The organism is Mycobacterium hackensackense, assembly GCF_025822555.1.
Classification (GTDB): domain Bacteria; phylum Actinomycetota; class Actinomycetes; order Mycobacteriales; family Mycobacteriaceae; genus Mycobacterium; species Mycobacterium fluoranthenivorans.
The window spans coordinates 115966-136213 of sequence record NZ_JACKUC010000038.1; the positions used below are offsets into that span (position 1 = coordinate 115966).

At 64.0% G+C, this 20248-nt stretch carries 19 protein-coding genes and 1 pseudogene; 7 read left to right on the forward strand and 13 right to left on the reverse strand.

Translation table 11 applies throughout. The annotated features are described in order from the left end of the window. From H7J86_RS29260 to H7J86_RS29270, 3 genes are read right to left on the reverse strand one after another with little or no spacing between them, the layout of a single operon-like run. A complete protein-coding gene (locus H7J86_RS29260) occupies positions 1–852 on the reverse strand; it encodes an ABC transporter permease (protein WP_267295226.1) in 852 nt (283 codons plus the stop codon). Next, positions 849–1619, reverse strand: a complete 771-nt coding sequence (locus tag H7J86_RS29265; protein ID WP_267295228.1) for an ABC transporter ATP-binding protein — start codon at positions 1617–1619, stop codon at positions 849–851. The genes H7J86_RS29260 and H7J86_RS29265 overlap by 4 nt, the downstream gene beginning before the upstream one ends. 13 nt (positions 1620–1632) lie before the next feature. Beyond that, positions 1633–2898 carry an amidohydrolase family protein gene (locus tag H7J86_RS29270; RefSeq protein WP_372517349.1) on the reverse strand — a complete coding sequence of 422 codons (1266 nt, stop codon included), beginning with the start codon at positions 2896–2898 and terminating at the stop codon, positions 1633–1635. A gap of 256 nt (positions 2899–3154) precedes the next feature. Between H7J86_RS29270 and H7J86_RS29275 the strand changes: the two genes are divergently transcribed. The 3 genes from H7J86_RS29275 (at position 3155) to H7J86_RS29285 (ending at position 6087) form a co-directional block, all read left to right on the forward strand. After that, a complete protein-coding gene (locus H7J86_RS29275) occupies positions 3155–3751 on the forward strand; it encodes a helix-turn-helix domain-containing protein (RefSeq protein WP_267295232.1) in 597 nt (198 codons plus the stop codon). Between the two features lie 63 nt (positions 3752–3814). Beyond that, complete coding sequence (locus H7J86_RS29280; RefSeq protein WP_267295233.1) at positions 3815–4780, forward strand: PDR/VanB family oxidoreductase; 966 nt, start codon at positions 3815–3817, stop codon at positions 4778–4780. Continuing rightward, the gene (locus H7J86_RS29285; RefSeq protein ID WP_267295234.1) at positions 4777–6087 is read left to right on the forward strand and encodes an amidohydrolase family protein; all 1311 of its coding nucleotides are present in this window, start codon (positions 4777–4779) and stop codon (positions 6085–6087) included. The genes H7J86_RS29280 and H7J86_RS29285 overlap by 4 nt, the downstream gene beginning before the upstream one ends. A gap of 334 nt (positions 6088–6421) precedes the next feature. On the opposite strand, the gene H7J86_RS29290 is transcribed toward H7J86_RS29285, so the two are convergent. Beyond that, positions 6422–6886 carry a nitroreductase family deazaflavin-dependent oxidoreductase gene (locus H7J86_RS29290; protein WP_267295235.1) on the reverse strand — a complete coding sequence of 155 codons (465 nt, stop codon included), beginning with the start codon at positions 6884–6886 and terminating at the stop codon, positions 6422–6424. A gap of 225 nt (positions 6887–7111) precedes the next feature. Further along, a pseudogene (locus H7J86_RS29295) lies at positions 7112–7334 on the reverse strand (class I SAM-dependent methyltransferase); the annotation flags it as partial. Between the two features lie 37 nt (positions 7335–7371). On the opposite strand from H7J86_RS29295, the gene H7J86_RS29300 reads away from it, so the two are divergent. After that, a complete protein-coding gene (locus H7J86_RS29300; protein WP_372517350.1) occupies positions 7372–7806 on the forward strand; it encodes a MarR family winged helix-turn-helix transcriptional regulator in 435 nt (144 codons plus the stop codon). Between the two features lie 63 nt (positions 7807–7869). Here the strand turns inward: H7J86_RS29300 and H7J86_RS33665 are convergent, their stop codons facing one another. Next, the gene (locus tag H7J86_RS33665) at positions 7870–8109 is read right to left on the reverse strand and encodes an alpha/beta hydrolase (protein ID WP_372517359.1); all 240 of its coding nucleotides are present in this window, start codon (positions 8107–8109) and stop codon (positions 7870–7872) included. Positions 8110–8500: 391 nt separating this feature from the next. On the opposite strand from H7J86_RS33665, the gene H7J86_RS29305 reads away from it, so the two are divergent. Then, positions 8501–9625 carry a hypothetical protein gene (locus H7J86_RS29305; protein WP_267295238.1) on the forward strand — a complete coding sequence of 375 codons (1125 nt, stop codon included), beginning with the start codon at positions 8501–8503 and terminating at the stop codon, positions 9623–9625. Positions 9626–10413: 788 nt separating this feature from the next. On the opposite strand, the gene H7J86_RS29310 is transcribed toward H7J86_RS29305, so the two are convergent. Both H7J86_RS29310 and H7J86_RS29315 read right to left on the reverse strand, forming a co-directional pair. Further along, complete coding sequence (locus H7J86_RS29310) at positions 10414–11796, reverse strand: MFS transporter (RefSeq protein ID WP_187095553.1); 1383 nt, start codon at positions 11794–11796, stop codon at positions 10414–10416. A 182-nt stretch (positions 11797–11978) separates the two neighbouring features. Continuing rightward, the gene (locus tag H7J86_RS29315) at positions 11979–12557 is read right to left on the reverse strand and encodes a TetR/AcrR family transcriptional regulator (RefSeq protein WP_267295240.1); all 579 of its coding nucleotides are present in this window, start codon (positions 12555–12557) and stop codon (positions 11979–11981) included. Positions 12558–12623: 66 nt separating this feature from the next. Between H7J86_RS29315 and H7J86_RS29320 the strand changes: the two genes are divergently transcribed. Together H7J86_RS29320 and H7J86_RS29325 are read left to right on the forward strand one after the other, a co-directional pair. Next, positions 12624–13499 carry an alpha/beta fold hydrolase gene (locus H7J86_RS29320; RefSeq protein WP_267295242.1) on the forward strand — a complete coding sequence of 292 codons (876 nt, stop codon included), beginning with the start codon at positions 12624–12626 and terminating at the stop codon, positions 13497–13499. Between the two features lie 264 nt (positions 13500–13763). Further along, positions 13764–14516: an NmrA family NAD(P)-binding protein gene (locus H7J86_RS29325; RefSeq protein WP_267295244.1), complete on the forward strand. Its 753-nt coding sequence runs from the start codon at positions 13764–13766 to the stop codon at positions 14514–14516. Positions 14517–14738: 222 nt separating this feature from the next. Here the strand turns inward: H7J86_RS29325 and H7J86_RS29330 are convergent, their stop codons facing one another. Genes H7J86_RS29330 through H7J86_RS29350 form a run of 5 tightly spaced genes read right to left on the reverse strand, consistent with a single transcriptional unit; the run spans position 14739 to position 19950 of the window. Beyond that, positions 14739–15365, reverse strand: coding sequence for a hydrogenase maturation protease (locus H7J86_RS29330; RefSeq protein WP_267295247.1), 627 nt, complete (start codon positions 15363–15365; stop codon positions 14739–14741). Then, positions 15349–16815, reverse strand: a complete 1467-nt coding sequence (locus H7J86_RS29335; protein WP_267295250.1) for a Ni/Fe hydrogenase subunit alpha — start codon at positions 16813–16815, stop codon at positions 15349–15351. The genes H7J86_RS29330 and H7J86_RS29335 overlap by 17 nt, the downstream gene beginning before the upstream one ends. Positions 16816–16830: 15 nt before the next feature. Beyond that, on the reverse strand, positions 16831–17460 hold the full coding sequence (locus H7J86_RS29340) for an NADH-quinone oxidoreductase subunit B family protein (protein ID WP_267295252.1): 630 nt from the start codon (positions 17458–17460) through the stop codon (positions 16831–16833). Further along, positions 17438–18169 (reverse strand): 2Fe-2S iron-sulfur cluster-binding protein, encoded by a 732-nt coding sequence (locus H7J86_RS29345; protein WP_267295254.1) that lies wholly within the window; start codon positions 18167–18169, stop codon positions 17438–17440. The genes H7J86_RS29340 and H7J86_RS29345 overlap by 23 nt, the downstream gene beginning before the upstream one ends. After that, positions 18166–19950 carry an NAD(P)H-dependent oxidoreductase subunit E gene (locus H7J86_RS29350; RefSeq protein WP_267295257.1) on the reverse strand — a complete coding sequence of 595 codons (1785 nt, stop codon included), beginning with the start codon at positions 19948–19950 and terminating at the stop codon, positions 18166–18168. The genes H7J86_RS29345 and H7J86_RS29350 overlap by 4 nt, the downstream gene beginning before the upstream one ends. Positions 19951–20248: the final 298 nt, after the last annotated feature.

A 20248-nucleotide genomic window follows, 5' to 3' on the forward strand; every position in this document is an offset into this window, starting at 1 on the left:
TCAGGAGGGCTGGTACCAGCGACCGACGACTCGATTGCCGAGCCAGCCGAAGAGCCAGAAGACGGCAACGCCCAGCAAGGATGCAAGGATGATGGAGGCGAACAGTTCCGGCGACTGCAGCCGTGAGCGGTAGTTGTCGATCAGGATTCCGATGCCGGGATCGCCTTGCTTGAAGAAGAAGTCGCCGACGATAGCGCCGACCACCGAGAGTCCGGCGGAGATTCGCAGGCCCGCGAAGATGGCCGGCATCGCGGCGGGGAACTCCAGCTTCCGCAGCACCGTGAGCCGACTCGGGTGGTGTAGCGCGAACAGATCGCGCATCTGCCGGTCGACCGAACGCAGACCGAACAATGTGTTCGACACGATCGGGAACAGTGCGATCAACACGCAGACGAACACGCGGGCGGTGAATCCGAAGCCGAACCAGAAGCCGACCAGCGGTACCAGTGCGAGTATTGGGATACATTGCAGTACAACGGCATAGGGGAAGAGTGCGGTCTCCATCACAGGTGACAGTGACATGATCACCGCCCAGATGATGCCTATGACCGCGGCGATTGCCAGTCCGGTGAGCGCTACGGTGGTGGTCCTGGCAAGGGCTTCCGCCATCGCCGGCATGGAGTCGCCGAGCAGCCCGTCGGCGATCACCTGGTGCGGCGCCGGCATCAGGAACCGTCGGCCCGGGTCGAGGACGCCGTAGGTGATCAGATACCAGATTCCGATCACCAGAAGAAGGACGAGTGCGGGCCCGGCGACGCTGAGATACCGAGAACTACTGCGCAACGGGGATTTCGACGTAGCCTTTGCGGCGTTGGTGGGCACTACGGCGCCGGTGGGCTTGGTAGCGGTCATGAGTGCGCCTCCCGCAACGCGCGGGAGATGTGGCCCGCGATCTCACCGAACTCGGGCGTGAACCGCAGATCCGCCGGACGCGGGAACGCGAACGGAACGTCGATCTCGTCGACGATCGTGCCGGGGCGTCCTGACATCACCAACACCCGGCTCGACAGAAAGGTGGCTTCCGACACCGAGTGAGTGATGAACAGCCCCGCGAAGCGCTTTGCCGCGAAAAGCTCACTGAGTTCGACTCCGAGCCGTTCACGGGTGATTTCGTCGAGTGCGGCGAAGGGTTCGTCGAACAGGAACAGGTCCGGATCGAGGGTGAGGGACCGGGCGAGGGAGGCCCGCATACGCATACCGCCGGACAGCATATGCGGTAGGTGGTCCTCGAATCCTTCGAGACCCACCGTGGCCAACGCCGCCTTGACACGCTGTTGGCGCTGGTCGCGTCCGACACCGTCGAGCTCACCGAACAGCGCCACGTTGTCCTTCACCGAACGCCACGGCAGCAGGGTCGCGTCCTGAAACACGTAGCCGATTCGGGCTGCGCCACATTGCAGGTAGCCGCCGGTGATCGTCTCCAGTCCCGCGGACAGCCGCAGCAGCGTCGACTTCCCGCATCCGGAAGGTCCTACCACGCTGACGAATTCACCCTCCCGGACGGTGAGGCTGACATCGCGGAGGGCGTGGGTTCCGTCCGGGTACGTCAGGTCGCAGTGCTCGAAGCCGACCAGTGGATGGCCGAGTGCGGGTGGTGCGGTCGTTTCTGAAGTAGACATGGATCCTCCCTGTTCACGGGATGTAGGACGGTGGGGCGACGAACGCCGTCGTCCAGCTCGTGGTCTCGGTGCAGGCCACCGGCGTGCCGTTGACGATCACCACCCGGTCGGGCGGTGCGCCCGCGATCACATCGACGATGTCGGTCCCGCGTACCGCCAGGAAGTCGGCGCGCGCGCCGACGCGCGGGCCTGCGGGTTCGAGTCCTAGCACGGCGCGTGCCGAGTCGGTGACGAGATCCGCCGCAACATGCGGTGTTTGATGGGCTGCCGTGACGAGCAGAGATGCGGTCTCAAACGGGTCGGCGCGGCCGACCGGGTTGAAGGGGTCGCGGATGTTGTCAGCGCCTCCCGCCACCAGGACGCCGGCGGCCCGGAGCACGTCTACCGCGGTTATCCCTCGGCGTCCTGCGGAGGCGCCACGCCGTCCCTGCAGGTACAGGTTGGTGATTGGGAGTGCGATGACCGCGACGGAGGCATCGGCCAGGGCCGCCGCCACGCGATCCAGGTCAGCTGGCGGCAGGGTGGCCAAACGGCTGCAGTGACTCGCGGTACGGATTCGCTCTCGAGGCCAGTCGGCGACCCGATCAGCGTAAGCCTCGATGGTCAGGTGGTCACCGTCCATGAACTCGTCGATGTGCAGGTCCACTCCGGTGCCGCGCTTTTCGGCGATGGTCAGTAACCGGTTCACCTCGGCAAGTGGGTCCTCGGCGATGTGCGGAGCGCCGCCGACCAGATCAGCCCCGGCATCGAGTGCTGATTCGATGACGGCAGTGGGGGTGAAAGGCCCGGCAAGAACCACGATCTGGATGGTCATCAGTCCCTGGAGCGCTTCCCGGATCTCGGCGAGCACGCGCACCGCGCGTAGCGGGTCGTCGCCGGGGAGGACGTCGACGTGTGAGCGGACCGCGGTAATCCCATTGGCGAGCATGGCCGTAGTCGCCTGGGTGGCGCGCCGGCGGAACGACTGTTCGTCGAGTCGCGGGCTGCCCTCCTGCCAGGTGGCGATTGCATCGTGCAGATCGCCGAGCGGCGGGTTCAGTTCTGGCCATGACAACGCCTTATCGAGGTGGGCATGTGGTTCGGCCGCGGCCGCGGTCAGCACGAACCCGCGTAGATCGATCCAGTCGGTTTCACCGATGCCGCTGGTCGCCGCAGTGTGTGGTTCCACGCGCTGGACCCGGCACACCCCGGTGCCCGTGGACAGTTCGATGTCGACGGTGGCGCCGTCGGAAAGACGGCCCGTGAGCCCGCGCACTCGTGTCGCGGCCATGGCCTGCATCGTATGGGCTCCAATAGGATTGGCGTTCTTGCGCGTCGTTGCGCCCGGACTGAGGTTCCGCCGCGGCTGGGATCGGCAGAGTCTTGCTGTTTGGGTTTTGTTGACCACGTCAACATCAACCAAGCTAGTGTGGCTCTGTTGCGGTGTCGTTAAATGAGACTGCAGCTGAGTAAACATAGGCAGCGTGCGGAGTGGTCAACGACGACGATGATGATCACGTTGTACCTGAACGGTCACGAAGGAAAGATGACGGACCATGGCACTGGACGAGCCGGACGCGGCACAGGCGTCGCTGGGTGCAGAAATTCGCCGGCGCCGCAAAAGTCACGGTATGACGTTGATGAATCTCGCAGCGCAAGCGCGCATCTCGCATCCGTTCCTGTCTCAGCTCGAGCGCGGGTATGCGCGCCCCAGTATGGCGACCCTGGAGCGGATCGCGCGTGCACTGGAGACCACGCAGGTGAACCTGATGCTTGCCGCGAAACCGCCGGACGTCAGCTATGTAACCGCGCCCGTTCCCGACGGCGCGCACATCGTCCGCTCCAATGAAGGCGCCACCCTTCCACAGGACGGGGACGGGGTCGGCTACGCGCGTCTGCTGGTCGGCGAGGGCGCGGCCTTCTACCCGCAGGAGCTGGCGGTGAGCAGGCGGGAGTACGCCGACTACTTCCGGCACGTGCAGGACGAATGGGTTTATGTCACGCTGGGTGAGATCGAAGTCGACCTCGGCGAGGGTAGTATCGTCGGATTGCGTAAGGGAGACAGCCTCTATTACGCTGGCGGCATCCCTCACCGGTGGCGGCTGACCGGGCCCGATATCGCGCACCTGATCGTGGTCCAAGCCTCACTCTGAAGGCGGTTCCCTGGCTGGGAATGCGGCGGAGATCATCGTTCGGTATCTGAGGAGATCTCCCCGATGTCTTTGACGTCCAACGGAAGTACTGACGCGATACGCGTACGCGTGGTGGCCCGCCGATCCGTCGCCGACCATGTCGACGAGTTCGTCCTGGCCGCCGCCGACGGCGGTCCGCTGCCCACATGGTCGGCGGGGTCGCACATCGACCTCACCACCCCGGCCGGCTGGGTGCGACAGTATTCATTGTGCTCGTCACCGGACGACGTGGGCACCTACCGCATCGCCATCGAGTGCCGAGCCGAAGGTCGGGGAGGTTCGTCCTCGGCCCGCGCGGACCTCGCGGTCGGCGCGGAGACCTGGATCAGTGCACCGCGCAACCACTTTGCCCTCACGCGTGCCTTGAACTACGTGTTCGTCGCCGGCGGCATCGGGATCACTCCGCTGCTCTCCCTCGTAGCCGTCGCGCAACAGAGTGGCCGGCAGTGGCGGCTGATCTACGTCGGGCGTGCACGCGCGGAGATGGCCTACGCCGACGAACTCGTCGAACGCCATCCGAGGTTTGTGACGATCCACGAGTCGCTGCGATCCGGACGACTGAACCTCCGTGACGAGCTCAGCGGGCTGGCGCGCGGCACCGCCGTCTACACGTGCGGACCGCCGAGCATGCTCGACGCGGTGGCCGACGCATGCGCCACCCAGGCCGCGGTCGATTCGTTCACCGAAAGGTTTACCGCACCCGTGTCATCCAGCGCACCGAATGAACAGTTCGAAGTCTCCCTGGCCTTTTCGGGTGTGACGGTGACCGTTCCGCAGGACCGCACCATCCTCGAGGTGCTCGACGCACGCGGCATCGTGGTGCCGGCCTCCTGTCGCGAGGGCATGTGCGGCACCTGCGAGACCGGTGTGGTCAGTGGCCAGGTCGATCACCGCGACGTGGTTCTGTCGCCGGAGGAGCGGTCGGAGAACGAGTCCATGATGGTCTGCGTATCCCGTTGCACCGGAGGACGTTTGGTCCTGGAGCTGTGAGCGCAATCGTACTGAGCGGCGCGGAGTCGGTGATGGTCGATGTCGACACCATCACGCGGGAATCGGTCGTCATCGACGGCGGGCGTGTGATCGACGGCGCCGCCCCCGCGGGCGCCAACTCGGTCGACGTCTCCGGATGTGTGATCACCCCGGGGCTGGTGAACGCTCACCACCATCTGCTGCAGAGCGCGTTCCGGTCCGGCCAGGACACCAGGTTCCTGCCGATGCGGGACTGGCTCGCCCGGATGTCGAGCCGCTACGCCGCAGCGAACGTGGATCCCGAATTGACGGCGGCCGCAGCGTCGGTGGGTCTGGCGGAGTCGCTGCTCGATGGAGTGACCACGGTGGCCGACCATCATCTGACCTGGCCATCGGGCCAGGATCCGGTTGCGCTGGCCGGAGCGACGATCAGCGCAGCGCGCAGACTGGGCGCCCGGCTGGCGTTCGTGCGGGGCACCGCGCGCGACACACCCGATGCCGCGGCGCGTTCGGTGGCCGACATCTACGCCACCCACCTTCCTCACGCGCGCGACGGCGTCTCGGCTGACGGCATGGTGCAACTGGCGGTCGGACCGTCGGGCGTGCACGCCGACGGCCCTGAGACGTTCGCCGCGCTCGCCGAAGTCGCCCGACTGTTGGGGCTGCGCCGGCGAACTCAGGCCAATGAGGTCATCGACGTACAGGTGGCCGCCGAACGGTACGGCCGCCGACCGCTAGAGCTGCTCGACGAGTGGGGCTGGCTGGCACCTGACGTCACGGTCGCCCACCTGTGCGCGATCACCGACGCCGAGATCGACCTCGTCGGTAGATCCGGTGCGACGGCGACGCACGCGCCCGGTTGCGATGTGCCGATGGGGTGGGGCGTGGCACGTGTCGCCGCACTCCGCACCGCCGGCGTGCGTGTGGGGCTGGGGACCAGCGGCGGCGGCAGCAACGACGCCGGCCATCTGCTCGCCGACGCTCGCTTGGCGATGCAGGTGTCCGGCCTTGTCGGGGAACCCGTTTCGGCGGGGGAGTTGCTCGGCATCGCCACCGAGGGCTCGGCTGCTGGATTGGGTCGGACCGAACTCGGGCATCTGCGGGCCGGCGCGGCAGCCGACCTGTGCGTGTGGGACTGCGGCGACGTCTTCGATGCGGGTTCGCCGGACACTTTCGACAGCCTGCTCTGGAACGCCCCCGGACGACGCCCGCGCGATGTGATGGTGGCCGGCCGGTGGGTGGTTCGCGATGGTGTGCTGTTGAGCGCCGACTCGAGGCAGTTGGCCTCAGACCTCAGCGCAATGTTGAGGCAGCGACGAGGTGGATGATTACACGTGGTCTGTGATCGAGCTGTTGATGCCGGCGCGCGCACCGACGCTTGAGGGCTGGTCGCCATCGACTAGAGCGACTGGAACCGGGTGACAACGGCAGCATCAGGGGCGACGGTTCATGGTCGCGCGGTCGGTGGACCCGACCCGGGCGGTGTGCCATTGGCTTCTGGCCTGGCGGCGTCGGGTCAATCGGATTGCAAGACAAACCGTTCGGGTGACAGAGGTCAGCGCGTCGCTGGAACACCCCGGGTGCAGCCGGCACAAGCCCGCACGACAGCGTCGGTGGCCGGAAAGTCTTGCAACGCAGCTGAAAACGACGGGAAGGGGGAGTTCACCGGTTCCCCGGCCCATCCTGTGGGGACGGCTCCAGCCGGAAGATCGCGCATCGACGGGCGAGTGCTTCGAACTCTTCCGGGGTTCCCTGTTGCACCAGTCCGGCTCGCTTGTAGAACCCGACACCGGCGGGCACCGCGGTGGGGAATGCCCGCCAGACCGGCCGGGCTTGCTCGGCGGTCAGTTCCACGATGCGGACCTGACGGGATTTGCGGCCCCGAGACAGGGTTCCGGCGCCGGCGGCGCGGGCATTGCGCGCCCAGTCCGCCCCCGGATAACCGCACGCGGTGTACAGATGCCCGTTCAACTCGAACGGCGTCATCGGTGTACTGCGCGGTTGGCCTGACTTGCGGCCGGGGATCGTCAGGACCTGGACCGGTCCGGTCGGAATACCCAATTTCTGCAAGGCCATCTGCACTTTGTTCATCGGCTTGAGCCACCGCGGTGGCCGGGGATCAGGCATCCGACGGTTCTCCTTAAGGTGTGGTGGTCAGGCCAGGTGCGCGGTCAGCAACCAGGCGGGCAGGGAATGGGGCGGCCGTCGGGTTCGTCACGGACCTCGGCACCGGGCATCGCAGCGAACCCGGCGGTGACGGCCTTGGGCCGCCCGTTGGGCACCCCGAGACCAGGACGAAGACCGGGACGAAGTAGGACGCACCGGGGGCGGCGGCGTGGACGATCGACCGCTGACCGTGGTGTAACCCAATTCGGCCAGCCGCATGGCGGTGATGTCTTCCCCGCAGTCCGCGTCGAGGACCTCGCCGCGAACCTTGCCCTGCTCGATCAGGGCGGCGATGTCGGGTTTGCGGCTGGCCGATACTCCACGGCGGCTTAACGTCCAGACCCAACCCGGGATTCTCGCCCCAGTAAGCGGACTCCAAGGCGAACTCGGACTCATTGGGTTCAGTCACGGACCAATAAATATCAAAATGCCTGAGATATGTCAAAATGTATGACATGGGAGATGCTCCGCTCGGCTATCTGCTGTACCGAATCCTGGCGGCCCTGCGCCCGGCCGTCACCGCGGAACTGCGCCCGTTGGGCCTGACGCTGCCCGGGTTCGTCTGCCTGCGCAGCCTGGCGGCATCACCGGGTCGGTCCAGTGCCGATCTGGCCCGGGATGCCAGCATCTCGCCGCAGTCCATGAACTACGTGCTGCTCACGTTGCAGGAGATGGGTGCCGTCGACCGGCCCGCCACGGTGTCCTCCGGTCGGGCACGCCCGGCCCGGCTGACCACCGAGGGTAAGACGCTGCTGAAAAAGGCCGAAGCGGCCGTTGGCCGGGCCGAGGACGCTGTCCTGTCCAACCTCAGCGCCGACAAGCGACACGAACTCAAACGGCTCCTCAACGCGGTCGATCCCGGTCAGACTGACATGGCCTGACGGCTCTTGGGTGGCGAATCGTCCACCTGGTTGTCCGCAGCGAAACATTTCAGCTGTCACGCATCAATTGATAAGGGCTTTGCCCACGAAGGACGATATTCGCCGCCTGGCTTCCTTCGACTTTGGAACGGGCAAAAGGATGAAGCCGTGGAATCCGCCGGGTATCTCGACAAGCGTCGCGTCTACGCCGGCGGCGTGCATGCGGGTCGAGACATTGCGGGAGTCATCGAGTAGCCAGTCGTGGGTACCGACGACGATGAGGGTGGGGGGGAAGTCCGCAAATGAGCCGTAGAGCGGCGACAGTAGCGGGTCCTCGGATCAAGGTCACCCGCATGAGCCAGCGCACTACGCGAAAGACCCTCGCGGGACGACAAATCTCGGTGTTCATTCGACACGAAGTTGTCGGAGCTGTTGGTCGGGTCGGCCCAGGGAAACATGCTCACGAGACCGTTCGGCGCGTTGCTGCCCCGGTCGAGCACCCGCCTGGTGGTCCGCATATCTAATTGCTGCATAATCCATCCCGTGTGAGCTCAGGAAGAGGCGGGGCTCGGCGCGGCGGCGGGCGAATCGCGTGGAGCGCGCAGCTGGGATCGGGTGCACTGTCGGTGCCGTCTCCTAGCATCGTCATCATGAGGAACCCTGGAAATGATGGTCGCCGCGGCACCATCGTTCGGCACGATTGCCGTTGTGCGCGATGAGTGATGAGACGTTGCTCTGGCGGCACAACTTCAATCAATTGATCTTCTTTGTTGAGATGGCACGGGACAACGTTGAGGCCGCGCCTAACTCAAGAGGCGTTGCAGAAAGATCAACCAAGGAGGGGTTGCAGCATGGGGTCTTTCACCATCTCTTTGAAGAGCGCGAGAGGAAGTCGATTTATAGTGCGCAGCTCAGCGCGATTGTTGACGGCGTTCTGGCCGCTGTTGTCGAGCTCCTTGATAGGCCGCTGACGACCCCCCAACACTTGGTGGAGAACCTCAGCGACGTTGCTACTCTCGCCGGCAAAGCGATCGAGAGTCTGGATACAATGCCCGACGAAGAAGATATAGACCAGGTTGTCGACGAGTTCGAGACCCGCTTCCTAGTGACCCTGGCAACGACTCTGTCAGCTCATCACACACTCTCCATGACGATCAATGCACGGAAGGATACCGACGGTGAATACTTCGACATCGGGACCTATTCGTTTCGCGCTGAATCGGGGCCAGGCCGCGTCCACATCGCGGATCTGAACTATGCGATGGATAGTGGGGCAAGCTCATTTAGCTTGAAGCGGGGACTCATCTCTTACGAGCGGTTCCCGCCAATCCAACTTTTGACCTATGGGCAATGGTTTGCATACATCCACGCAATCTGGGATGAATGGTACCGGCCACGACTAGCAGCCGCGTACTCGCGGCAACTCGGGACAGAGTTCTTGAAGAACGACATCAAGAGTGCATTCATGGGGGAACTTAACAAGATTCGAAACGACGTTGTTCACAACAAATCTCGGGTCAAAGAGAGTGTTCGAAACACCATCCTCGATTGGAGCACCAGTGATGGGGTAGTGGGCATGACAACCGAGAGAATGGTGAGTCTGCTCACGATGTTTCCACGTAGCGAACTGATGACTGCACCCGTACGCGGAGACGTCCCGAAGACACAGAACATCCCATGGACTGCAGATATCCAGCTGATCGACTCAGTCAAGCAACGGATGTCCAATCTCGGGATCACGAAACGGCAGCAGAAAGACATCGGTGACGAGATGCTGCGGCTCTGGCTTGAAGCCAACAGGACGCCAGCTACCGAAACGCCGGACGACCCGGCAACTTGAGAAGTCAGATGCTTGATGCACGCGTCCGCAATTGACAGCGCGATGGTGTGATCGACATCGCCATACTTCAGCTGCCGGATGGCGTGGGCATAGCCAAAGGCAATTATCGATTGTGCATCAGCGACCTAGTGAGCCCAATCCAGAGCGGGGACGGTGGGCGAAAGTGTTGCAACGCAGCCGAAAACGACGGGAGGAGTGGTGGCAGGCAAGCGGCCGGGCATTGATTCATCTGATGCGATATGCAGCAGATTACTTGACATAATGTGGCTTATCGGCACAAAACCAGTGCAGCGCATCCAGTGAAAGTGCTGGCTCAGAACCCATGTGTCCGTGTCCGATCCGGAACTAGTTGACAGTAATCCGGGAATGGTTCAGGGCTGTCCGAATGCGTCCGCAATTTCCAGGACCACCTGACACCGTCGGCGCTCCTGGTCCCGGCCAAGCTCTCGCTGCATGATCGGCGCACCTTGCAGACCAGCCGGCGAAATCCAAACCAACCCGACAGCGCCGGACAGGCGGCCCGGGTTTGGATGCCGCCTCCCACTCCGGCTGTACCGACTCGGCCGTAGTAACGTCACAGTGACGAAACTATGGCGTGGGGCTGGATGGGTGCAAACGAGACTGAGTAATCGAATTCATCTCCTGCGCAGGGCTTTCCAGTCTAGGAAGCGTTCGTCGAAACTTTCAGGCACAGCAGCACCTCGACGTCGCAGTCGTCGAGGTGCACCAGCGGCCGGATGAGTGCATGCCGTAAGCCGCGTCGCTGGGCCTCGATGACCCGGCGGCAATCATTCGGGGTCTGGTCTCCAACGGACGGCAAGCACTGCAGCGATCAGTGCCGCCGTCCCGGCCGCCGCAGCCACGAAGACCCAGCCGCGTCGGACGGTAGTCAGGTCGATGCCGGGCTGATAGATCATCGTCAGCACCGCCGTCCCCAAAACTGTTCCAAGCTGGCGAGCGGTGTTGGTCAAGGCGGATCCGGCGCCCCACCGATGCGACGGCAGTGCCAGACCGGTGACCGCAGACAGGCTCGGAATGACCAACCCCACGCCTGCTCCGGTGAGTATCTGCCCTGGTAGGAAGTTGGCAACGTACTCGGGCGAAGCGCCGACCCGGCACAGCCAGATGACGATCCCGCCCACGTACAAGATCGCTCCAACTGCGGCGACCGCGCCGATTCCCACCTTGCCGATGAGTCGGCCCGCCACCGTCAACGAGACGATCACCACGACGATCGGGCCCGGTGACAGACACAGGCCAGCCACTGCCGGGGTCTCGCCCCACACGGTGGTGAGGAACATGACGCTGCCCAGGAGCATCGCCGCGAACGCCGCCGAAAAGATGAGCAGGGCAAGGCAACTCGACCACATCGGCATCACGCGGATGGCAGCCAAGTCCAGAGCCGGCGAGGGATGGCGCAGTGACCGCCACACTGCCGTAGCCATGGCACACAGGGCAAAGACTCCGGCCGACACCACCTTGGTGGCCGTCCACCCGGCGGTCGGCAGTTCGATCAATGCCCACACCAGCGCCCCGACGCCAAGCATCAGGCTCAGCGCGCCGAACAGATCCGGCACCCCAACGCCGGTCGTGTTCGACTTGGCGAGAACCCACGGGCCGGCGGCAAGGGCCAGCAGGCCCAGGGGCACGTTTACGAAAAAGATCCATCGCCAGGACAATTCGACCAACAGGCCGCCGACAGGGGGCCCCAGGGCCGCAGCCATGGCGCCTACGGCGGACCAGGTGCTCACGGCGATCGCGCGCCGGGACGCGGGAACGGCCGCCAACAACAACGCGAGGGAACTGGGCATCAGCATCGCTGCGCCGACGGCCTGAACGACACGTGCCGCGACTAGTATGGCGAACGTCCCCGACAGTCCGCAGGCCGCCGAAGCGACGGTAAATACGACCAGGCCGCACAGGAAGATTCGCCGATGACCGTATCGGTCTCCGAGTCGGCCCGCGGGGTTGAGGAACGCCGCGAAGACGACGGTGTACCCATTGAGAATCCACGACATCGCGGCCAGATCGGCATGACCGAATGCCGAGCGGATCTCCGGGAAGGCGATGTTGACGATGAACAGGTCCAGGCTGGCCAGAAAGGCCGCGGCAGAGGCAACGAGGACAGTGGCAGTCGGCCGTAGTGCCGATCCCTGCGCCGTTGCTACCACGTTGCCTCACGATGTCGTCCGACGGTGGCCAGTCGGCGGCGAGCACCCACGCTCGCACTACTGGGTACGGCCAACTATACCCAGCGTGCGACGAACGCGCAGCGCGGCCCTTGACCCCCAGCTGAAAGTCAACGCGTGATCTCAACGGTCACCTCGACCGCTAGGTCGCGGTCGAGACGTCATCATGGGCGGCGGGTGAACTCGGCGAGGGTGACGGTGACGAACACACGAAGCGGGTCCGGCAGTCTGGTGGCCCGGGTACGCGCGATGGCGCCCTCGAAACCGTCGACCAACGCCGCCGCGAGGTCGGCAGGCTCCGGGGTGGCGGGGATCTCCCCGGCGGCACGGGCTCGAGAGAGCACTGCCGTCAGTGTGTCGATCCACTGCTCGAACCCGTCGTGGACGGCTGCCCGCAACGCAGGGTAAGAATCGGTGACGCTGTTGCTGAAGGTGCCCAGCAGGCAGCCAGCCTCCATCCGCCCCTCTTGGCGCGCGGCGATCTGCTGCTCGAAGTGCTCGCGCACTGCGTCCACGGCCGAACCCGGCGCGTCGCGTAGTGCTTCGAGCTGCAAGGTGCGCACGTAGCGGTGCACATGCTCCACGGCGAAGTGCTCCTTGCTGGGAAAATGGTTGTAGAACGACCCCTTTGGGACACCCGCTGCCGTGACGAGGTCGTGAACGCTGGCACCCTCGAATCCGCGCTCGAGCCACACTCCCCTGGTCCGATCGACCAGCTGCTCCTTGACGCTCGGCCTACCCATGTCGTTCTTCCACGAGCGAAACCATAGCTGCTGACAACTCAAGACGACTGGTCATATACTCAGTATATGACCACTCAGCTGAGAGAACCCGCATTCGACTACCTCCCCACGTGGACCAACGCGAAGGGCCACTGGTTCGTCCGCGCCGACGGCAGCAGACTTCGGTATGTCGTCGCCGGGGACGGACCTCCGCTGGTCCTGATGCACACCGTGCGGACCCAGCTGGACTACTTCCAACGGGTGATTCCGCTGCTCACCGCAAGCTACCGGGTCTACGCCGTGGACTTCCCGGGGATGGGCTGGTCAGACATCCAACCGGGCGCACACTACGACCACGCCGACTTGCAGGCGGCCATCGTGGAATTCGTCCGCGGGCTCGACTTGACCGACGTCACCTTGGCGGGCGAATCGATGGGCGCGACCATCGCGCTCACCGGATCCGTCGAGCTCGGCGAGCGAGTCACCCGGGTCGTCGCCTCCAACACCTACGACTATCCCCAGGGGCTGGAGCGCGCCAATCTCTTGGCGCGAGTCATCGTGTCCTCGGTGCGCGCGCCGCTCATCGGCCCGACGTTCGCCAGCCTGGAGAACAAACCCATCGTCAAGGGCATCATGGGCGGCGGATACGCCGACCCCTCCCGGCTCCCGGCGCCGTTCCTCGACGAACTCATGCGGGTGGGAAATCGACCCGGCTATTCACGCGTCGCCCGCGCGGTATACCGCAACCTCCCGACCCTCATCGCTGCGCGGAGCACCTATCCGGCGATCACCGCACCCGTGACGCTCGTCTACTCGGACAAGGACTGGTCGCGAAGCGCCGACCGAAAGGTCACCGCAGCCGCGATCCCCACCGCCACGGTGCGAGAAATCGTCAACGCCGGCCACTTCAGTGCACTGGAGAAGCCCCACGCCTTTGCCGACGCTCTGCTGAGCCCGCGATGAGTTCCTCCCCGAACGGGGCTCTCTGCAGGGTCGCCCATCGACCGTGAACGACGCGGGGCGACGACGCCGAGTGCGAGACAGACTGCGCACCATCGGCGTTGGGCCCCGCCTGCCGCGATGGAACCAATTCCAAACGACCGCGTTCGGTGTCGTCGACGTTGCGACCGCGCCGCTACCGGTTGTACTCCGGGGCGATCTCGCACTCTCGACGTCCCTTTGACTGCCAATTGCCAACCCACGCTGAATATCCCAAGGAGACCCTTCATGTCATCCGACTCGCTCTTTCTGATCACGGGCGCCACCGGAAACACCGCCGCACCCACCGTCAAGATCCTTCGCGAGGCTGGGCACCGAGTGCGCGCGTTCGTGCACGTCATCGACCAACGTTCCGAGGCGCTCGCCGAGATCGGCGCCGAGGTCGTACAGGGTGATCTACTCGACTTCCACGCGCTAAGCGCGGCAATGGCCGGCGTCGATGCCGCGTACTTCTGCTACCCCATTCTCACTGACGGCCTGCTGGCCGGCACCGTGGTATTCGCCCAGGCAGCAAGCGAGGCCGGCGTCGGAGCGGTCGTCAACATGTCCCAGATCTCGGCCCGCCGGGACGCGAAGAGCCATGCTGCCCAGCAGCATTGGCTGTCGGAACGCCTGCTGGATCGCTCGTCGTTCCTCACTACGCATCTGCGCCCGACGTTCTTCGCCGAGTGGCTCACCTGGGCGTGGCGCCGCGACGACACCGAAGCAGTGCTACGGCTACCGTTCGGAACGGGACGACATGCTCCCATCGCCGCACACGACCAGGCCAATGTCATTGCCGCAATCCTGCAGAATCCCACCCCGCACGACCGCCAGATCTATCCCCTGGTCGGCGCCAAGGAGCTCGATCACTACGCCATCGCCGACGAAATCGCCGCCACACTGGGAATCACCGTCCAATATGAGCCCCTCGACATCCCGGCGTTCGCAAGGCTGCTGGCCGACAAGGGGTACGACCGCTTCGGAATCGCCGAGATCTAGGGGAACTCGCCGGCAACGCTCCGTACATGGCGGTGGGCACCCAGCCGATCTAGGCCGCAGCTTGGATCGAAAGGACTGCCAGGCATCGGGTATCCTCGGGTGCCGGGCCACGAGGTGATCGGCACCGTCGCCGCGGTGGGTGCCATCGGCGCCGATGTTCGACTTGTGTCCGATCACTTCGCCACTGTGATGAATTGGGCGCGAATCAGTAAGTGTTGGAATCTATTTGGTGAACGAACTGCTAGGGTTCGAGGGCGATGCGCAGGGCCGTATCAAACTCGACGGGTCCCCCTCTCGACCGAGATCGCCCAAGCTCGCTCCGAGACGGCTGGGGTCGAACGCCGCAATGTGCTGGATCTCGGAACGGCTAGCCAGCCTCAAGATCAGGTCCAGTGACTCCTCGAGGTTGCTTTCGGCGGGGCCCGTCAATCCCTCCTGGAGTTCCCATTCATAGCCGCGGATCGCCAACAGGTAAGCGTCGGGGATCTGCCCGAAACACTGCAGGGTGGTGGCCAGGATCGCCCGCACCGAAATCGCATGGGAGGTAAAGCTGAGATCCAGTCTGGGCTCGGGCCGGCTGAGCGTGAACGATTCCACCGCTGGATCTTTGGTGGCGTCGATGAACAGCACTCGCGCATACCGACTGATCAAATCCGCGTCTTCGAAACCGAGCTGATAGGTACGGCGGAGGTGCGCGGGTAGTGCAGGAATGCACTGTTCGAGCCTGTCGACGAAGGCCCAGCCCAATCCGTCGTCCTGTCGTCCCACGTTTCCGATGCCGTAGATCAACGAGGTCGAATTGGTGAAGATATCGCGCGACAAGCAAGGCGGCTCAGCGTTGACGTTCATCCAGCACGTGGCCCTTCGCATCTACCACCGTGACTATCAACGGCATCTGACCCAGCGCGTGGGTGGCGCAGCTCAGGCACGGATCATAGGCCCGAATCCCCACCTCGATGGCGTTCATCATGCCCTCGGTTATCTCCGGCTGGCCGTCGAGATAGTCCTCGGCCACGCTGCGCACCGTCCGGTTGATTACCTGGTTGTTCTGTGTGGTGGCGACGATCAGGTTGGCGAAGGTGACGTTCCCTTCGCGATCGGCACGGTAGTGGTGCAGTAGGGTGCCCCGAGGTGCTTCCACGACACCGACCCCCTCCCCGACCCAGGCGTCCGCACCCGGTGTGACTACCAGCTGGTCCCTCTGCAGGTCTGGGTCGTTCAATAGGTCCCTGACCACCTCGGCTGCGTGGATGATCTCGATGGTTCGCGCCCAATTTGTATGCAGCGTCATGTTATTGGTGCGTCCGCCGGTGTAGGAGTGGAACTTGTCCAGCGCCTCCGCGGCGATCGGGGTCGACAAGGATCGTGTGACGTTGAGCCGCGCCAGCGGACCTACCCGCACCGACCCGGCATCGCGGCCGAGGTCGGTGAGGTAAGGGAACTTCATGTAGCTCCACTTTTCGACTCCCTCGGAGATGTGTTCGAGATAGTCGCGGTAATCAAATTCACGTACGACCTTCTTCTGCTCGTCGACCACCTTGAGCCTGCCGTCGTAATAGTCGACGTTCCCGTCCTCATCCACCAGACACATGTTCAGCGCAGAAACGTTGGCGAAGCCGTCCACCTCGACACGGTGCTGCTCGTGGAAGTCGTAGAACATCTGCAGACCCAGCTGAGCGTCCTCGATGACCTCGTCGACAGACGGCAGTCCGTCCTCGCCACGCAGGAATCGATCCACGTCGGAGGCTGAGAGGTTCTTGTTCACGCCGCCGGGCACTGAGGAGATACCGTGCATGCGCTTACCGAAGACGGCCTCGATGACCTCCTGGCCCCATTTACGCAGCCGGACAACACGTTTCATCAGATCAGGATTGGCCTCGATCAGCCCAATGAAATTGCGTTGCTCGGGTGCGGCATCCATGCCGAACAACATCTCCGGCACGACCAGATAGAAGTAGGCCGTGACATGCGACTGCAGCATCTGCGCGTAGTGACCAAGGCGGCGCATCTTGACGGCGGTGGAGGTGAGACGAGTCCCGGACGCCGGGCCCACCCCGATCATGTCGTCGAGCACCTTGGCCCCGGCCAGATGATGGCTGACACAGCAGATGCCGCAGATTCGCTGCATGAGGACCGGCGCCTCCCAATAGGGGTGACCCTGGATGAACCTCTCGTAGCCGCGGAACTCGACCACATGCAGCTTGGCATCGGTGACGTGGTGGTGGTCATCGAGTTCGATGACCACCTTCCCATGTCCCTCGATGCGGGTGATCGGATCGATCACGATCGTCTTCGCCATGCCCGCTGTCCCCGATCAGTCGAAATGGTTCAGTGTTTTGGGCAGATTCACCGGGCGCCCGTTGATCAGATCCTCGAGCACGTCGAGGATCGCGTCGGCGCTCGGCGGGCAGCCAGGCAGAAAATAGTCCATGTGCACGACCTCGTGGCACGGGTACACGCTATTTGTGAGGACCGGGATCCGCCGGTCGAAGGGCACCACCGGACGTGAGCCGGGCGGCCTCGTCAGAGAGTCCGTGTAGGCCTCGGCAAGACAATCCTTGAGCCCGACCGGGTTACGCAGGGACGGTACCCCACCCCAGATCGCACAGGCGCCGACCGAGATCAGCACATCGCAGTTTTCCCTGAAGTGCCGCAGCGTCTCGATGTTCTCCTCGTTGGCGACCCCACCTTCGATGAATCCGATCGCGCACCGCTCCGGAATGCGCTTGATATCGGTGAACGACGATCGCAGTATCGTGATCTTGTCCAACAGGGTGATCATCCGCTCATCGATGTCGAGCAACGACAAGTTGCATCCCCAGCAGCCGCAGAGGCTGATCATCGAGATCTTGATTTTGGCCGCGCGCGTGGCGGCGAGTTCGGGGTCAAGCGGTGTGGCTGGAAGTTCGTGCGATGCAAACTCATTGGTGTCCGATGTTGTCATTCTCACCCCTCCTCGACGGTTCCAGTGCCCGGTCCTTCACCGATTCGAGGTCGTAGCTCCGCTCGCCGATGGGCTGGTCATAGCCCACCCCTTTCTGGAGGATCGTTCCCACGGGGCAGATGTCGACAGCCTCACGGACCTGCTCGGGGGGCATGGCGTTGGCCAGTTCGATGTCGATCTCGATACGAGCATCTCCCCCACGGCCACTGATGCTGAAGATCTTTTTGCCAGTGTTGAGATCCCGAACGAACTCCACGCATCGTTGGCAGAAGATGCACCGGTCTCGGTCCAGCCAGATCCTCTCCGAGGCATGGTCGGCGACCCGCTCGGGGAACTGGTACGGAAAGCGCGAGACCACCATGTCCACCTCGTAGCCGACCGCCTGCAGTGTGCACCGACCGGATTTCTCACAGCTGGGACAGTTGTGATTGCCCTCGGAGAACAACATCTCCACCAAAGCCTTGCGGATGTCGGCGAGTTCGGGAGCGTTGACCTCAACGCGCATCCCCTCGCTGACCTGGACCGCACACGCCGCCGTGACCGTGCCGTCGACTCTGACCGAACACACCCGGCACGTCCCCAGTGCGGGGTGTTCGCTCAGATAGCACAACGTCGGGATGTAGACGCCCGCCTCCGCGGCCACGTCGACGAGTGTCCTGCCTTTCTCGGTGGTGACGGCATTACCGTCGATCTCGATCCCGATGGTCACGATGACTCCTGCGGTGCGAGTTCGGCAACGGCCCGCGCATAGCCGGAAAGCTCGGCCTCCACGTCGAAGGACGGCAGGACACCGTCGTTCGGCTCACGAAGCCCGGCCACGTAGATCTCCGGGAACTTGTTCAGCGTTGTCAGGATTGGATTGGGAGAGGTAACGCCCAATCCGCATCGGCTGGTGCGAGAAACGATCCCACCCCAGGCAACCATGTCGTCGAGATCGGACCGCATCGCCTCCCCTGCGGCCACCAAGCCAACCTTCTGTCGGAGCAGCGCGTTACCGGCCCGGCACGGCACGCAGATGCCACAGGATTCGTCGACGAAAAACTGCGTGAAGTCCGTGACGACGTCGATCAGGTCACGGTCGTGGTTGAACACCATGAACGAGCCGTTGCAGGACAGATCGTCGTAGGCCAGTCTGCGTTCGCCGTCGGCCGCCACTGAGAGCATCTCGCCGGACGGTCCACTGATTTGGACGGCCCGGGCGTCGTCTGCGCCGATCATGTCGAGTACCTCAAGCAACCTCACCCCCCACTCCACCTCGTATATCCCTGGCGCGGCGCAGTCACCGGAGACGCTGAGCAGCCGGGTACCGGTTGACCCCGGGACCCCCATCGCCGTGAACCACCCGGCGCCCTCCTCCATGACTCGGCTCGCCGCGGCGAATGTTTCGACATTGTTCACGACCGTCGGCTGGCCCAGGAAACCTTGCACGACCGGGAACGGCGGCTTGAGCCGCGGCGTACCCCGCTTTCCCTCGCAGGATTCGATCAGCGCGGATTCGTCACCACAAATGTAGGCACCGGCACCGAGCTGGATGCGGATATCGAAGCCGTCGCCGAGTACCCCGTCGTCGCGTAACTCGGCCAACTGCCTGGCGAGGTAGGCCTGCAGATACACGTATTCGGCGCGAAGGTAGAAGATGCCGTGACGGGCGCCGACGGCGTGGGCCGCGATCGCCATACCTGCGAACACCTGCTTGGGCGAGTTGGTCAGCAGAGCCCGGTCCTTGAACGTCCCTGGTTCGCCCTCATCGGCGTTGCAGATGATGTATTTCTCGGCGCCGGCGGCCGCGCGGCACAACTTCCACTTATTGCCCGTCGGGAAGCCCGCACCGCCGCGTCCCCGTAGGCCAGACTCCGCGATGGTCGCGATCACGGCTTCGGGCGTCATCTCCAGGCAGCGGTGCAGTAGCGCTCGGTAATCGGGGTCAACACAGAAGAACACCGGCCCCGTCGTATGCACGGCGCTGGGGACCAGCGCTTCCACATACGCCAGCTCGTCGCACGGCAGGCCGGCAGGATTCGCGATGTTCGCCGCGGACTCACCGTTTTTCATGCGCTCGATGATCGTGGCGGTAGTGGCGGGTGTCAGATCGGTGAATACGACATCGTCGACCAGCATCGCCGGCTCGTGGTCGCTCAACCCGATGCACGCGGTTTCGAACAATCCGAAGTCATGCGAGCCGGGCCCGCCGAACCGTGTTCCGGTCGCGTGTTCCAGGGCGGCATACACCTGGCGATAGCCGCGCGTCTTGGCGATGACGTTGTTGCTCAGATAAATACGATGCCGGCCCGACGGCGTGGTGTGGAAGAAATGGTAAAACGTCGCCGTCTCGAGAACGTCCCCGGCGGTCAACCCAAGCCAATCGGCTATCCCGGCAGCGGCTTCAGCAGAGATATAGCCGGACTCGCGCTGCACATCCCACAAGATGTCGATGAGCCCGGTGCGGTCGCGCGCATACCGGTCGAGAATCGTCGCGATATCGGTAGTCATCCACCGCCCCACGTGATCAGAAAGCGATGTCGCGACGCTACCACGATCGACCTGCCTTCGCCTTGCCGAATAGTCGTCTTCGTTATAAGGCGCATCAGCGGATACACGTGCGAATCCGCAAGCGCCCCAACGGTAGACCGGTCAGGTCGACCGGTCGCCGGGAGTAGCCCCACTCGTTGTCGCACCGGCCGACGATTTTGACCAGGTGGATGGTCCTCATCAGGCCCGTGCAGGTGATCTCGGGCAAGTTCCGCGCCCGACCCGGACGACGCCGTTCACGCCCATTCGAATCGCCATC